14 protein-coding genes are annotated in these 14713 nt (G+C 50.2%); 9 read left to right on the forward strand and 5 right to left on the reverse strand.

Features of this window, described 5'->3' with window-relative positions; translation table 11 throughout:
* Positions 1-10: 10 nt before the first annotated feature.
* The 8 genes from ACN0IC_RS02985 (at position 11) to ACN0IC_RS03020 (ending at position 9715) form a co-directional block, all read left to right on the forward strand.
* Positions 11-403: a hypothetical protein gene (locus tag ACN0IC_RS02985; protein ID WP_416877273.1), complete on the forward strand. Its 393-nt coding sequence runs from the start codon at positions 11-13 to the stop codon at positions 401-403.
* A gap of 206 nt (positions 404-609) precedes the next feature.
* A complete protein-coding gene (locus ACN0IC_RS02990; RefSeq protein WP_416877274.1) occupies positions 610-1890 on the forward strand; it encodes a TolC family protein in 1281 nt (426 codons plus the stop codon).
* On the forward strand, positions 1887-3602 hold the full coding sequence (locus ACN0IC_RS02995; RefSeq protein ID WP_416877275.1) for an efflux RND transporter periplasmic adaptor subunit: 1716 nt from the start codon (positions 1887-1889) through the stop codon (positions 3600-3602). Before ACN0IC_RS02990 ends, ACN0IC_RS02995 begins: the two co-directional genes overlap by 4 nt.
* Positions 3599-6793, forward strand: a complete 3195-nt coding sequence (locus ACN0IC_RS03000; RefSeq protein WP_416877276.1) for an efflux RND transporter permease subunit — start codon at positions 3599-3601, stop codon at positions 6791-6793. The genes ACN0IC_RS02995 and ACN0IC_RS03000 overlap by 4 nt, the downstream gene beginning before the upstream one ends.
* Entirely contained in the window at positions 6790-7212 is a 423-nt protein-coding gene (locus ACN0IC_RS03005; RefSeq protein ID WP_416877277.1) for a copper-binding protein, read from the forward strand. The genes ACN0IC_RS03000 and ACN0IC_RS03005 overlap by 4 nt, the downstream gene beginning before the upstream one ends.
* A gap of 54 nt (positions 7213-7266) precedes the next feature.
* Positions 7267-7998, forward strand: coding sequence for a PepSY domain-containing protein (locus ACN0IC_RS03010; RefSeq protein WP_416877278.1), 732 nt, complete (start codon positions 7267-7269; stop codon positions 7996-7998).
* A gap of 149 nt (positions 7999-8147) precedes the next feature.
* Positions 8148-9284, forward strand: coding sequence for an iron-containing alcohol dehydrogenase (locus ACN0IC_RS03015; protein ID WP_416877327.1), 1137 nt, complete (start codon positions 8148-8150; stop codon positions 9282-9284).
* Positions 9284-9715: an acyl-CoA thioesterase gene (locus tag ACN0IC_RS03020; protein ID WP_416877279.1), complete on the forward strand. Its 432-nt coding sequence runs from the start codon at positions 9284-9286 to the stop codon at positions 9713-9715. The genes ACN0IC_RS03015 and ACN0IC_RS03020 overlap by 1 nt, the downstream gene beginning before the upstream one ends.
* Positions 9716-9720: 5 nt before the next feature.
* On the opposite strand, the gene ACN0IC_RS03025 is transcribed toward ACN0IC_RS03020, so the two are convergent.
* The 5 genes from ACN0IC_RS03025 to ACN0IC_RS03045 form a co-directional block, all read right to left on the reverse strand.
* On the reverse strand, positions 9721-10251 hold the full coding sequence (locus ACN0IC_RS03025) for a DUF2306 domain-containing protein (protein WP_416877280.1): 531 nt from the start codon (positions 10249-10251) through the stop codon (positions 9721-9723).
* Positions 10252-10383: 132 nt separating this feature from the next.
* The gene (locus ACN0IC_RS03030) at positions 10384-10842 is read right to left on the reverse strand and encodes a MaoC family dehydratase (RefSeq protein WP_416877281.1); all 459 of its coding nucleotides are present in this window, start codon (positions 10840-10842) and stop codon (positions 10384-10386) included.
* A gap of 27 nt (positions 10843-10869) precedes the next feature.
* Positions 10870-11781 (reverse strand): SDR family NAD(P)-dependent oxidoreductase, encoded by a 912-nt coding sequence (locus ACN0IC_RS03035; RefSeq protein ID WP_416877282.1) that lies wholly within the window; start codon positions 11779-11781, stop codon positions 10870-10872.
* Positions 11762-12076 (reverse strand): hypothetical protein, encoded by a 315-nt coding sequence (locus ACN0IC_RS03040; protein WP_416877283.1) that lies wholly within the window; start codon positions 12074-12076, stop codon positions 11762-11764. The genes ACN0IC_RS03035 and ACN0IC_RS03040 overlap by 20 nt, the downstream gene beginning before the upstream one ends.
* Before the next feature lie 17 nt (positions 12077-12093).
* Positions 12094-13269 carry an acetyl-CoA C-acyltransferase gene (locus ACN0IC_RS03045; RefSeq protein ID WP_416877284.1) on the reverse strand — a complete coding sequence of 392 codons (1176 nt, stop codon included), beginning with the start codon at positions 13267-13269 and terminating at the stop codon, positions 12094-12096.
* A gap of 220 nt (positions 13270-13489) precedes the next feature.
* Here ACN0IC_RS03045 and ACN0IC_RS03050 point away from each other — a divergent pair, with 220 nt between their 5' ends.
* Positions 13490-14698, forward strand: a complete 1209-nt coding sequence (locus ACN0IC_RS03050; RefSeq protein ID WP_416877285.1) for an acetyl-CoA C-acetyltransferase — start codon at positions 13490-13492, stop codon at positions 14696-14698.
* Positions 14699-14713 lie beyond the last annotated feature (15 nt).

Consider the following 14713-nt stretch of genomic DNA (forward strand, 5'->3'; position numbering starts at 1 on the left):
GGCGTTCATTTTGATGGCGACGCCTGTTTTGGCATGCTGCTTTACGGGCCATGCCAAAGCTAGCTCTATTAACATCAGCGCTCCTGCTGCAGAAATGCCAGCTTGTCATGATTCTGTGGCTACGCATTCTATGACAAAGACTGGCACAGACCTGTCGCAACAAGAAGTACCGGAAAAGTTTTGCACTTCCTGCGACGATTGCACTATGTCTCCTGTTGAAATGGAGGATATTACTCCAGCCGTTTCAACCAATACAAATATTGATATTTTTGTATTGGCGGTCACAACCCGCTTGCCATTCGGGGCAGATGTAGATTTGCCGGCAAGTACCGGACCTCCATTAGATCCACAATCACTTCCGGTTGATAAACCTCTCTACAAAACTGATATTCTTCACATCTGATCTCCTGACAGACCTGACGTCTCAAGCCTGCGCTTGGGATAATTATATCTGTTTTTATTGGAGACTTCTGGATGTCTATCCGCCCTCAAAACATTACCCCCCGAAGCCATTCGCCTGCCCTTGGCTGTTTAACACGCGTTGTTCGTCAAAATCGATCTCTTTCAAGAGCCTCAGTCGCTCTTGCCGTGACAGCTCTAGGCCTTGTTATGGCGACATCCTATCCGGCGGCCGCACAGGAAATAAATGATAAGGTAGACCTTATCTCTTCAGTGTCTGACCCTATTATTTCCGCAGCAACTTCTTCGAAAATTTCGGCCGAATCCGTGCCCATGAGTTTTGCAGAAGTTGAAAATATACTTTGGCAACACCCTCTTTTGGACTCGTTCTCACTTGGGGCCACGGCTGAACGCTCTCGCGCCGAAGGCGCTCTCGGACTTCCGGATCCAGTTGTTTCGCTACAGATCAATAATGTGCCTTTATTCGACCCTTCTTTTTCAGAATATTTGCCGTCCAATAAAGCTGTGGGCATTCGACAAGCTCTTCCAAGCCGGGATGAACGCAAAGCCAATTCCCTAAAATCACTTCGGAGCGCCGCTGTTATGGAAGGAGAGCGCGAGCAGCAATATGCGAAAATGCGCGGACAGGTTCTCACCTTGCTCATAGCCAAAACGGCAATAGAGGAACGCAGAAATCTCGTAATGATGCGTTCCGCTAAATATGACGAACTTGCTGAGATTATAGATATTGAAATCAATGCGGGTCGGCCCCTGCTTTTTCGACTGGCACAAGTTGATGTCGAAAGGTCGGAAGTCTCGACGAATCTCTCCGATCTCGCAACAGAAGAAGCCGAAATCAATGCAGAATTGGTAAATCTATTAGGTGTCATTCCCCATACGCCTTTACCCGAATTGAATAAAATTCCGCTGACTGGCAATGCTTTACAGTTTCATGGAGTTCGTCTGGCGGATCTCGCCGTCAATGTTTCAGACGCGGAAATTCAAAAAGCTGAAGCTGATTTCAAACCTGATTGGGGCGTAAACCTTACCTATCAACAGCGTGAGTCTGGCCAAGGACCGCGATCTAACTTTGATGGAGAGGATTGGATCTCGGGAGGTGTCACTTTTTCAATTCCTCTTTGGGCTGGGCAACGCCAAGAACCTAATTTGCGCGCCGCAAAAACCGATAAAAACGCGGCCATGGCGCGTCGAACATCTATTGCCAGAAAGCTTCAGTCTGACTGGCTGCGATATGATGCCCGTCAAAAATCCTCACAAGAAAATATTAAAATCTTTGAGGCGAAAATAAAGGCTATTGAGGAAAAGCAGGCGGCACAACTCATAAGTTATGAGTCAGGGGCGGGTGATTATTCCTCCATATTGGATGCTGAAATCGCTGTGCTCATGTTGAGATCCGAAATCGTCAAAGCACAAACCGAGCGCGATCAACTTATCGCAACTATGAACAGTTTATTGGTGACCCCGTCATGACCCTAAAACATAAATTGCTTGTCAGCCTCACTCTCATACTAACAGCCTGCCAAGGCGGCCAGGATGAAAAGGCCCATGATCACGCGGCCATGCAAGCCGGGAAAACCGATATGTCTTCGGCTGAAATGTCTACTGCAGAAACAGGCCAATATACTTGCCCTATGCATCCGCACTATATTTCTTCAGATCCTGACGGTTCCTGCCCAATTTGCGGAATGGATCTCGTCCCTGTTTCCGGCGGAGCTTCTGATAGTGGAGGCATCGCCGTTTCCCCAGAAATGATTCAAACGATGGGTATCCGCACCGTAAAAGTCGGAACATTTGACTTATCAAGTTCTCTTCGGGCTTTTGGCACAGTAGAGCCTAATACACGCCTTGAAACGATGGCCGCCTCTCGTTTGGAAGGTTGGATCGACAACTTAACAGTCAGAGCTGAAGGCGATATTGTTCGAAGGGGGGAGCGCCTCTATTACATTTACGCACCCGATTTGATAGCGGCGCAAAAAGACTTTCTAGCGTCACTTCAAATCGGCAATGAACGCCGCATAGAGTCCGTTCGTCAACGACTAAAGTCCAAAGGCATGCAGCAAAGCCTCATCCGGAGAGTCGAAACTGAAAAAGCAGTCATAGAAAGAATTCCAATCTATTCCGAAAGCGCCGGAGTTGTAACAGAGCTCATGGTCAGGGACGGAGATTACATTAAACCGGGCGACCCTATCATGCGGCTTCAGTCTTACGAGAAAATTTGGGTGGTCGCGTCTGTCCCGGAGTCACAACTCTCCCAAATTTCTGTCGGCCAAGAGGCAGATTTACAATTTGAAAGCGCGCCAGAGGCAAATCAGTCAGCTCTGGTTGACTATATTTACCCAACAATTGACAGCAAAACTCGCACTGCGGATGTGCGCCTGAGTGTCGACAATTCAGAAGGAGTTCTGCGGCCGGGAGCATATGCCAATATTGTTTTCGATAGCGCTGAGTCCGCAATGAAGAGCGAAAAAATGGCCGTTCCGACACAGGCTATTTTATACGACTCTCGCGGCGCACATGTCATCATCGCCTTGGGCGACGGGCGATTTGAATCTCGTGAGATCCGCGTTGGACGGACAACCAACGGCCGCACTGAAATTCTCTCAGGCCTAAAGAGCGGAGAAACTGTCGTGGCAAGTGGTCAGTTTATGCTTGATTCAGAAGCTAATCTTCGAGACGGTTTCTCTAAAGTTTCGGGAACATCCCTCGATTATGATCCGAATACGCCCCTTTCAGACTTACCTATCAATGAGTCCGTATTAAGTCAGATTGATCATATTGTTGACACGGCTTTGTACTTTCACGAAGCCATTATTGACGGATATGAAATTGATCCATATTTTCTTGATCCAACTCTAAAACTTATAAATGATCTTGAAATCCGCTTTCAGGAGTCTCGACTTTCTCCAATCTTGAAGAACGCGGAACAGGCAATTTCCGCGGCGCAAGAGGCAAAATCAGGTCAGGCTCTAGTCAACCAGCTCGCCAGCCTAATGACCGCTCTCGATCCTTGGCTTACGCTCGGCGTGCCGTCTCATTACAACTCCAAGGGACTTGTGTTCTATAGCGACATGAAGACTGGCAGACTTTGGCTTCAGGAGAAAGGGCTCCCAGCCAATCCTTATTCAAATGATATAGCCAATGAAATTGCCTGGCCTGATCCTATGGAAGGCAAAACTCCATGAGCTCCTTTGAACCCGATGATCTGGCTGGCAAAGATCCGTCCAAATCCGCTATTGCCCGTCTGATTGGATGGTCCGTCTCCAATCAATTGATAATTTTAGTCCTTGCTATCACATTAGCCATCGGCGGTTGGTTGTCGCTTAAAAATACGCCGCTGGATGCAGTGCCGGATCTGACGGACACACAGGTCATAATTAAAACCGAGTTTCCCGGACAATCGCCTCAAATCGTCGAGGATTTAGTCACTTATCCTTTGTCGACCAACTTGCTCGGCTTGCCTAAGACCAAGGACGTTCGAGGCTCATCCATGTTCGGAACCAGTTTCGTCTATGTCATTTTTGAAGATAGCGTCGATCCGTATTGGGCCCGGTCCCGCGTTGTCGAAGCCTTGTCCCGACTGGGATCTGAATTACCCGAAAATGCTGTGCCTCAAATAGGTCCAGACGCGACGGGGGTGGGATGGGTTTATCAATACGCCCTTGTCGATAAGAGCGGGAATACTGATCTGGCAGACCTCCGAAGTCTGCAGGACTGGTTCATCAAATTAGAGCTTTCCGGCGTAGAAGGCGTCGCGGAAATTGCGTCCGTCGGCGGGTTTGAGCGAGAGTATCAAGTCCTAATAGATCCGAATAAACTGCGGTCTTATGACATATCCATTGCTGAGCTTGCGCGCCTCATTCGCGCAGCCAGTAGCGAGGTCGGGGGCCGCGTCCTCGAACAAGGCGAAACGGAATACGTCATCCGTTCATCCGGGTATGTGAAAAAAGCGAGCGATCTAGAAAATGTGGTGGTGCTCGCAGAGGGCGGCGCTCCCGTCTTATTGTCCGATGTCGCCCGTATTGTTGAAGGCCCGGCCTTGCGCCGCGGAGTGGTCGAATTAAATGGCGAAGGCGAGACCGTCGCAGGGATTGTGGTCATGCGGGACGGAGAAAACGCCCTGGAAGTAATTGATCGCGTTAAAGAAAAATTGACAGAGCTAGAGCGCGGACTGCCGGAAGGTGTTGAAGTGGTCACCGTCTACGATCGCGCGCCTCTCATTGAAGGCGCCGTCTCCTATCTGGAAGATAAACTAATAGAGGAAGGGATTGTCGTCGCTCTGGTCATTCTCATTTTCTTACTTCATTTTCGCGCCGCTTTTGTTGCCGTCATTACACTCCCTCTCGGCGTATTGGGGGCTTTCGTGATAATGTCGGCTCAAGGCGTTACCGCAAATATCATGTCGCTTGGCGGCATAGCTATTGCGGTCGGAGCCATGGTGGATGCCTCTATTGTTATGGTTGAAAATGGAGTCCGGAAACTTTCGGATATAGAAGGGAAACCAGATGATAAGACCCGCCGCCGTGTTTTGGTGGAAGCAGCCCAAGAAGTCGGCCCTGGCCTGTTCTTCTCACTGCTTATTATTGTCGTCTCTTTCCTCCCGGTTTTTGCGCTGACGGGCGAGAGTTACCGATTATTCTCGCCTTTGGCTTTCACTAAAACCTATGCCATGGCATTCGGGGCCTTGCTTTCTGTAACTCTTATTCCAGTTCTAATGATTTGGCTATTGCGTGGGAAAATGCGCGCCGAATCGACTAATCCGGTCAACCGTTTTTTTGTGTGGATATACAAACCTGTTCTATGGGTAGCCCTTAAATTCAAATGGGTAACAATAGGTGTCACCTTACTCATTTCCTTCAGTGTCATCCTTCCAGCACAGAAGCTGGGAACAGAGTTTATGCCGGCTTTATATGAAGGGGAGCTGCTTTATATGCCCACCACTTTACCGGGGGTCTCAGCGACGAAAATGCGAGAAATCCTGGGCCAAACCAACCGTGTGATTTCAACAGTTCCAGAAGTCGAGTCTGTTTTTGGTAAAGCTGGCCGGGCCGATACGGCGACGGACCCTGCCCCACTCACCATGATTGAAAGCTGGATCAGACTGAAGCCAAAATCTAAATGGCGCGCCAATATGACATCAGATGATATTGTTGATGATCTCAATAGCCGCCTTCAAATGCCGGGGCTTGTTAATAGTTGGGGTTACCCCATCAAAATCCGTATGGATATGGTTTCAACCGGCGTGCGGACTCCCATTGGTATTAAAGTGACAGGAGACGATCTGAAAGAAATTGAAAAAATTGCGCGCGAAATTGAAACTGTTGTAACGGACATTCCTGGCACGCGTTCAGCTTTTGCAGATCGTGTATTAGGGGGGAAATATTTAGAGATATTGCCAGATCGTTCCGAGCTGGCGCGCCGCAATATTGATATGGGCACGTTTCAATCTGTTATTCAAACCGCCCTCGGCGGTCTGGCTCTTGCAGAATCCGTGCAAGGGCGAGAACGCTATAATATTATGTTGCGTTATGAACGGGCTTTCCGGGAAACCGGGGAAGACCTTGAGAACATTCTTATTCCTACACCGACGGGCGCACATATACCGCTGGATGAAGTCGCAGATATATCTTACGCTGAAGGGCCGCCCATGATCCGATCAGAAAATGCGCGACTGACAGGCTGGGTATTTGTCGATATTTCAGGTCGGGATCTTGGAGGCTATGTCTCTGAAGCCAGAGATATTGTTTCTCAAGCCATTACTTTGCCTCCAGGTTATGCAGTAGAATGGTCAGGACAATATGAACAATTACAAAGAGCCAAGGATCGATTGAATATCGCAATTCCCGCTGCAATCGGTCTTATTTTCCTTCTACTCATGCTTCATTTTGGACGCATTGACCGGACACTTATTATTATGCTCTCATTACCCTTTGGACTTATCGGTGGTTTATGGGCTGTTTACCTCGCGGGATATAATTTATCCGTTGCAGTCGCCGTCGGTTTTATCGCTTTGGGGGGCATTGCTGTCGAGACAGCTGTCGTGATGTTGCTCTATATCGATCAGCAGGTTCGAACCGATAAGCCGAAAACAAAATCCGACCTTTTTGACGCTGTCAGTCAGGGTGCCGCCTTGAGGGTTCGGCCAAAACTCATGACGGTTACCACCATCATGGCGGGACTGGCTCCGATATTTATAACCGAAGGGCTCGGATCTGATGTTATGAGGCGCATTGCCCTGCCAATGCTGGGCGGCATGGTATCCACCACAGTTCTGACGCTTATTGTCATTCCTGTGATTTATTTTATCTGGGTTGGACGACACCTCCCAAAACAAAATCTTCTCTCTCATGCAAGCTTAGAAGGAGACAAAGCATGAAACATATTTCCAAACTGGCTATAACCGCTCTCGCCATTCTGCCCCTCGCGTCATGTGGAGGAGAAAATACAGAGAAAACAGAGAAAATGGATCACTCAAACATGACCCATTCAGATTCCGCCAAAATGAACGTGACGAATGAGACAGGCCATACAAAGGGAATCATTATGTCAATCAGTCCAGATGGCAACGTGGCGACCATCAATCATCAAGCAATAGAAAGTGTCGGCATGAACGCGATGACAATGGGTTTCGGCGTTACGTCAGAAGTGGATTTGTCGGAATTCTCCAAAGGCGACAACGTCAGCTTCATGATCAAAAAGGGACGCGATAATAGCTACCGGATTATTGCTATTTGCAATACCGACCTAGAAGGAAATGAGTGTTTGAATTCCATTATGGATCATAACGACCACTAATCATGACGCGCCTTTGGCCAAGGCCAAAGGCTATTGGTATTTTGGGAGGGATATATGAAGACAGCTATATTAAACCGAAACTTGCGGAAACTTCACCTATGGTTTGGGATCGGAATAGGACTGCAACTTGGACTTTGGCTCATATCAGGCCTCTTCATGACAATTTTCCCGATTGATGAAGTGCGGGGCACTCATTTAAGAACAGCCGATGTTCAGCAAAATATTTCATGGAAAGAGGATCTCCTCCCTATCTCCACACTACTTGCGGCCCAAAATAATCAGCCTCACACAATATCTCTGAAAATGATTGCGGGCGACCCGATTTATATTTTGGAGTCGACAGGTCTGAAACAAGTCATTGATGCCAGAACTGGCGCGCCCCGTTTGCCCATTGATGAAACACTCGCAAAACAAATTGCTTCTCGAAATTATGCTGGCGGCGGCGCGGTCAGTGAAACAGCCTTTTTTAAAGACAACGCTCCACGCGAATATGGTGGTCACGGGCCGGTCTGGCGGATTGATTTCAGCAAACCTGATATGGCCAGCTTTTATGTTGAGGCCATGACAGGTGATGTCAAAGCCGTACGCACGGGCCTCTGGCGTGTATTTGATTTCATGTGGGGCCTTCACATTATGGATTGGACCACTCGGGAAAACTTTAATTCCTGGTGGATCAAATCTGTGGCAGGCCTTGCTGTCTTTTTCTTTTTCACCGGCCTAGGACTAGCCATTCTCAGATTAAAGACCTCTCACACGCGACGCCGTAATTCCAAGCGAAGAGCTTAATCGCGATCGCTACATTACCTTGCGCCAAATATCGCTTTCTTTGGACTCAAGGCCCAGGATGCGGCCTCGCGATTGGATATTAATAATCGCATGGGCGCAACACGAGGGAGTTACATGACATGGCCCATATTTTCCGTCATAACAGATATATGAAAGCACATTCCTTCCAGACGGTTTCCGATATTCGAATTGAAAATGGAGGCGCGGCGAAGCTTGATCAATATGTGGACGGGCTTTGCAAAAATAAACGTGTGGCGGTCATCACGGATAAAGGCGTCGCTTCGCTCGGCCTCATGGAGGCTGGTCTCGCCGCGCTCCGAGACGCCGGATATAAGGTCATGGTGTTTGACGACGTTGTGGCAGACCCGCCTGAAGCGGTTGTCCTTAAAGGCGTTGAAGCTGTGAAAGACTTTCAAGCGGGGCTCATTATCGGCTTTGGCGGCGGCAGCCCGATGGATACAGCCAAGGTCATTGCCTATATGGCCGCGCATGACCGTCCTATCAAAGAGGTTTACGGCGTCGGTAAGGCGACGGGGAAACGTCTTCCACTCATGCTTATCCCGACGACCTCCGGCACGGGATCGGAAGTGACCAATGTCGCCATCATCACCACGGGCGAAACGGAGAAAAGCGGTATTGTGGCGGACGCGCTTTATGCTGACCGCGTCTTGCTGGACAGCGCGCTGACGGTGGGCCTTCCGAAATCTATCACGGCGGCGACAGGCATCGACGCGATGGTCCACGCCATTGAAGCTTATACGTCGGTCAAACAAAAGAACCCGATTTCGGACGCGTTAGCGCTCACCGCGCTTGGAAAGCTTCGCAACTCTATCGTTCAGGCCTGTAACCACCCCGATGACCTTGAGGCACGTGAAACCATGCTTATCGGCGCCATGCTCGCCGGGCAGGCCTTTTCCAACGCCCCGGTCGGCGCGGTTCACGCCCTCGCCTATCCGCTCGGCGGTTTCTTCCATGTGCCGCACGGCCTCTCCAATGCGCTCGTTCTGACCGAAGTTCTGAAATATAATCAGTCCAAAGCCGATGAATGGTATGGCGAGATTGCAGGGAGCCTGGGTCTTGGAGCAAAGAGCGGCGCGCTGATTGATGACCTTATTCGGATTAAAAATGAAACGGCCGTGCCTCTCACTCTGACCGAAGTCAACATTCCGGCAGATGCCATCCCGATTATGGCTGAAGACGCAATGACCAAAGACCGCGTTCTTCAGAATAACCCGCGCGCCATGACCTATGACGCCACGGTCAAAATCTACGAGACAATTTTATAATGCGCGCGCATCCGAATAGTCTCTCCGACTACACCCATTTTTTGACTATTCCGACGCGCTGGTCGGATAATGATGTTTACGGCCACATCAATAATGCGGTCTATTATTTATATTTCGACACGGTCGTGAACGACTACCTCATTCAAAAAGGCCTGCTCGATATAGAAACGTCAGATATTATAGGGTTAGTCGTGAAAACAAATTGCGATTATTTTGCGCCCGCCAGTTTTCCGGATGTCATCAAAGCCGGGCTACGGGTTTCGCATATCGGAAATTCCAGCGTGACCTATGAAATCGGCTTGTTTCGAAATGAAGAGGAAGAAGCCTGCGCACAAGGGCAATTCACCCATGTCTATGTCGACAAACGGTTCCGCCGTCCGGTCGAGATTTCGGAGGACATGCGCAACGCTTTGAAAAAAATTAAACTCTAAAGCCGTTACAGTTTTTTGGCGAATTTGGCGCTATGAGGATATTTTCCCGAGAGGAGGAAAAACAGGCCGACAGAGACTATGGCGGTAAGGCCTCCCAGCCCAGTGTGAAGCATTCCGATCGGCACGTTGAAATATCCAAGCCTTACAAAGGTGAAGGCAATTTGCCAAACACCCGCAGAAGCGAGACCAAAATAAGCCCAGACCATACAATGTTGATGAATAACCAGGAAACGTCTACCGCCGGTTTGTTTATATTTACGGATAGCCCAGACACCCGGGATCAGCGTTGCTAAACTTAGAACAGCGAAGGCATGGAATAAGTTTGGTCCGCTGCTCATGTCGTACATGATCAGAGCGCTCCCCGAGACAAATAATAGGCATGTCGCCCAAAGCCGTCCTAACCAGCGATGGGGGCGGTCGCCTTTTCTCCGAATGAGAATAAAGGGTCCTAAAACAAGAGCAAACAAGGCCGCGGCCAAATGCAGACTTCCCCGTATTGTTTCTGTCCAAAATGCCCATTCCCACCAATTATCCATAGTCTGATGTATATAAAATATACTTTGTAAAGCAAACTAATTTTTATATAGGACTGAAATTATGAGAAAACTCATTAATTCATAAAAAAAGCGGCCCAAAGGCCGCTCTTTCATTCTAAAATATCAGATCAATCACCCCGTAAATTGCATGCCCATCCACTGGGCGATCAAAGCCGGTTTTTCGCCGCCTTCGATTTCCACAGTCACGTCATAGGTAATGAGCACCTGACCGGGACGCTTTTCTTCGACTGCCGCGACAACAAAACGGCCGCGGACTTTGGATCCAGAAGGAACAGGAGCAAGGAAACGGACTTTATCAAAGCCGTAATTCACGCCCATTTTGACGCCTTCGAGAGTAATAGAAGCTGTCTCTCCCATTTTGACGAGCATGGACAAGGTCAGGAACCCATGGGCAACCGTCCCGCCAAAAGGCGTCATTTTCGCCATATCCGGATTGATGTGAATGAACTGGTGGTCTTCGGTTACATCTGCGAACTGATTGATGCGGTCCTGCTCAATCTTAAGCCAGTCCGAAACGCCGGATTCTTGGCCGATCATGGCTTTGGCTTCTTCAAGTGAGACTGTTTTCATCGTATTCCCCGTTTCGGTTTTAATTATTTATGACTTAAGAGCCGCCGCGCGTTTCAGGAGCTTCTCGCCCTGCATCCCGCCTTGGGTCATTTCCACCATGTTATCTTCTGAAATGATCTTTGACCAGTTGGCGGCCACGTTTTCTGCCGTTTGTTCGCCTGGCGCAAAGCTCACGCCGTCCGTTTCGAAAACTTTCGTCGCCGCATACCCCCCGGCCCCGGCGACCAGAATAGTGCGGTTGGGCGCGTCGTCACAAACCAGATAGACCAGTCCCTGGCTGACGCTTTCCACATCCAGCATCGCCAGAATTTCCGGCGGCATCAGATCTTCCGTCATACGCGTCGCCGCCACCGGAGACAGCGCATTGACTTTGATATTATATTTCGCGCCCTCAAGGCAAAGCGTCCGCATAAAGCCCGACAGACCCGCTTTGGCCGCGCCGTAATTGGACTGCCCGAAATTACCATACATGCCGGAGCTGCTGGTCGTCATGGCAATACGGCCATATTCGCGCTCCCGCATATGCGCCCAGAGAGCTTTCGTGCAAATGGCAGACCCCATGACATGGACATCCAGAACCGTCCGGAAATCCTCCATCGCCATTTTGGCAAAAGACTTATCCCGTAATATCCCGGCATTATTCACAAGGATATCCACATGGCCGAAATGATCGATCGCTTCGCCGACCATGGCTTCCACTTCGTCCGCTTTGGTCACATTTGCCCCGTTCGCAATAGCGTCGCCGCCGGCGTCTTTGATTTCCTTGGCCACATTTTCAGCCATGGTCGCAGAAGATCCGGAACCATCCACAGCCCCGCCCAAATCATTGACCACAATTTTAACGCCGCGTTTGGCCAGCGCCAGAGCATGGCTTTTGCCCAAACCGCCGCCGGCGCCGGTCACGATCGCAACGCGGTCTTTAAACTCTACTTCGCTCATTATTCATCTCACTACTCTTAATCCAATTTACTTCACATCCCAGCGGAGGGGCTTTCGTTGTGGAGTTTTCTTTCAGCACAAACACTTCTATTGATGGACAATACCCTTGGTCGATCTGTTTCGGATGTTCCCATTGCTTAAACTTTCGCTCGCAAATCATTTTCACGCTATTTTTCGCTGATTCCTTGTCATCGGCTTCGACTGTCATTGAATTCTTAAATCCAAATTCTTCAAGGCGGCCTTTATTATCCAAAAGAAAGTTCCGACCAATTATTTCACAGAGAAACCAAGGCAAAGCGACCAAAGCTCCTTTTAAACAACTTCAAACAATCCAGCCGCGCCCATACCGCCGCCAATACACATGGTGGAGACCACATATTTTGCGCCGCGGCGTTTACCTTCGATGAGGGCGTGGGCAACCATACGCGCGCCGCTCATGCCGTAAGGATGGCCGATAGAAATCGCGCCGCCATTGACGTTCATTTTCTCCGTCGGAATGCCGAGCTTCTTCTGGCAATAAAGAACCTGAACTGCGAAAGCTTCGTTCAACTCCCAAAGATCAATATCCTCCATCTTCAGGCCAGTTTGCTGAAGCAGTTTCGGCACGGCATAAATCGGCCCTATCCCCATTTCATCCGGCTCCAGACCTGCCACCGCCATACCGCGATAAATGCCCAGCGGGGACAAGCCGCGGCGTTCAGCCTCTTTACGCTCCATAAGAACAGAAACAGACGCGCCGTCAGAGAGCTGTGACGCGTTTCCGGCGGTGATTGTTTTGTCAGGGCCACGAACAGGCTTCAAACTTTGCAAGCCTTCCAGCGTCGTTGAAGGCCGGTTACCCTCATCCTTTTCAAGCTTTGTTTCGGATTTGGAGATTTCGCCCGTTTCCTTGTTTTTGACCATCATGGTCGAAGCGAGAGGCACAACCTCATCGTCAAACTTTCCGGCTTCCTGCGCGGCGTGTGTACGCTGCTGAGACAGGAGCGCATATTCATCCATTTCGTCGCGCGTGACGCCGTAGCGCTCTGCCACGATTTCGGCCGTATCAATCATCTGGATATAGGCTTGGGGATGCTTTTCCAAAACAGTGGGGTCGGGCGCAATGCGCATTTCGGGTGTCTGTACCATGGAAATGCTCTCCACACCGCCGCCAATTGTAATGGTCTGATTATCCGCCATAATCTGTTTCGCGGCGACGCCAATCGCCATCATGCCGGAGGAACACTGTCGATCTAGGCTCATGCCCGGAACGGTGACCGGCAAATTGGAAGCGAGAACCGCATTTCGGCCGATTGTGACCTGAACGCCCTGCTGCATAGCGCAGCCCATGATCACGTCTTCCACTTCTGCGCCGTCAACTCCGGCGCGTTTAACGGCTTCGTCGATACAATGCCCTGCAAGAGTTGGAGATGGAGTCGCGTTGAAGGCGCCGCGATAGGCGCGTCCAATTGGGGTTCTGGCGGTAGAAATGAGGACGGCTTCACGCATAATTTTTCCAATCACTGTTTGCAATGTCTTATGGGCGCTTCCCCACGCCCTCTCAACCTCTTTGTAACGTTAGGGATTGAGATGTCTACGTCCCCAAAAATGAACGGGCCTCAACCATTTGTGAAGGTGCAAAAAGGGCCGGATGACCCTTTATTTTTGCACGTAAATACGGTCTAAGGAGGCAAATTCAAACAAGAATGAATAGAAGAAAGGTTCTCTCATGACTGAGGCTTATATTTATGACGCGGTCCGAACGCCGCGCGGCAAAGGGAAATCCGACGGCAGCCTGCACGAAATTACGGCGCTTAATCTGTCTGTTCAGGTTCTCCAGGCCCTGCGCGACCGGAACAATATTGATACCGCTGAAGTCGAAGATGTCGCCTTGGGCTGCGTCTCTCCTGTCGGTGAACAAGGCGCCGTAATCACGCGGACAGCCGTGATGAATGCAGGCTATGCCCAGACAACGGGCGGCATTCAGGTCAACCGTTTCTGCGCCTCAGGTCTGGAAGCTTCAAATATCGCAGCCGCCAAAGTCATGTCCGGCGAATGCGATCTCACCATTGGCGGCGGCGTCGAAAGCATGTCCCGCGTCCCTATGGGATCTGACGGCGGCGCTTGGCCGACTGATCCGGCGTCTGCCTTTCACAATTATTTTGTGCCGCAAGGCGTTTCCGCTGATTTGATTGCGACAAAATACGGGTTCTCCCGTGACGATGTCGATGCCTATGCCGTCGAGAGCCACAAGCGCGCGAAAAAAGCGTGGGATGAAGGCCGGTTCAAGAAATCTATTATGCCGGTTAAAGACGTCATGGGCGTCAATGTTCTTGACCATGATGAGACCATCCGCCCTGAAACAGATATGCAAAGCCTGGGCGCGCTGAACCCGTCCTTCAAAATGATGGGCGAGAATTTCGGCTTTAATGGCGTCGCGATCCAAAAATACCCCGAGGTTGAAAAAATCAACCATGTCCATCACGCTGGCAACTCATCCGGTATCGTCGATGGCGCCGCTGGCCTGTTGATCGGCAATAAAGAAGTCGGTGAGCGCCTGGGGCTTAAACCCCGCGCCCGCATTCGCTCTATGGCCTCTATCGGGTCAGAGCCGACCATCATGCTGACAGGACCGGAATTCGCGGCCAAGAAAGCGCTCAAACGCGCCGGAATGAACGTCAATGACATTGATATTTATGAGCTGAACGAGGCCTTCGCGGCGGTTGTCCTGCGTTTCATGCAGGCCCTCGACATTGATCACAACGATATCAACGTCAATGGCGGCGCGATTGCCATGGGTCACCCCCTTGGCGCCACTGGCGCGATGATCCTCGGCACGATGGTGGACGAGCTTGAGCGGGCCGACAAGGAAACCTCGCTCGTCACGCTCTGCATCGGCGGCGGTATGGGAACAGCCACAATTATCGAGCGCGTTTAATCGCAGCTGACGACA

It is taken from the genome of Litorimonas sp. (assembly GCA_029936425.1).
Taxonomy (GTDB): Bacteria; Pseudomonadota; Alphaproteobacteria; order Caulobacterales; family Maricaulaceae; genus Litorimonas.

Bases quoted from the DNA above. Each gene is read 5' to 3' on its own strand.
- ACN0IC_RS02990 (WP_416877274.1), top strand. From the start codon at position 610: ATGGCGACATCCTATCCGGCGGCCGCACAGGAAATAAATGATAAGGTA.
- ACN0IC_RS02995 (WP_416877275.1), top strand. From the start codon at position 1,887: ATGACCCTAAAACATAAATTGCTTGTCAGCCTCACTCTCATACTAACA.
- ACN0IC_RS03000 (WP_416877276.1), top strand. From the start codon at position 3,599: ATGAGCTCCTTTGAACCCGATGATCTGGCTGGCAAAGATCCGTCCAAA.
- ACN0IC_RS03005 (WP_416877277.1), top strand. From the start codon at position 6,790: ATGAAACATATTTCCAAACTGGCTATAACCGCTCTCGCCATTCTGCCC.
- ACN0IC_RS03010 (WP_416877278.1), top strand. From the start codon at position 7,267: ATGAAGACAGCTATATTAAACCGAAACTTGCGGAAACTTCACCTATGG.
- ACN0IC_RS03015 (WP_416877327.1), top strand. From the start codon at position 8,148: ATGAAAGCACATTCCTTCCAGACGGTTTCCGATATTCGAATTGAAAAT.
- ACN0IC_RS03020 (WP_416877279.1), top strand. From the start codon at position 9,284: ATGCGCGCGCATCCGAATAGTCTCTCCGACTACACCCATTTTTTGACT.
- ACN0IC_RS03025 (WP_416877280.1), bottom strand. From the start codon at position 10,251: ATGGATAATTGGTGGGAATGGGCATTTTGGACAGAAACAATACGGGGA.
- ACN0IC_RS03030 (WP_416877281.1), bottom strand. From the start codon at position 10,842: ATGAAAACAGTCTCACTTGAAGAAGCCAAAGCCATGATCGGCCAAGAA.
- ACN0IC_RS03035 (WP_416877282.1), bottom strand. From the start codon at position 11,781: ATGAGCGAAGTAGAGTTTAAAGACCGCGTTGCGATCGTGACCGGCGCC.
- ACN0IC_RS03045 (WP_416877284.1), bottom strand. From the start codon at position 13,269: ATGCGTGAAGCCGTCCTCATTTCTACCGCCAGAACCCCAATTGGACGC.
- ACN0IC_RS03050 (WP_416877285.1), top strand. From the start codon at position 13,490: ATGACTGAGGCTTATATTTATGACGCGGTCCGAACGCCGCGCGGCAAA.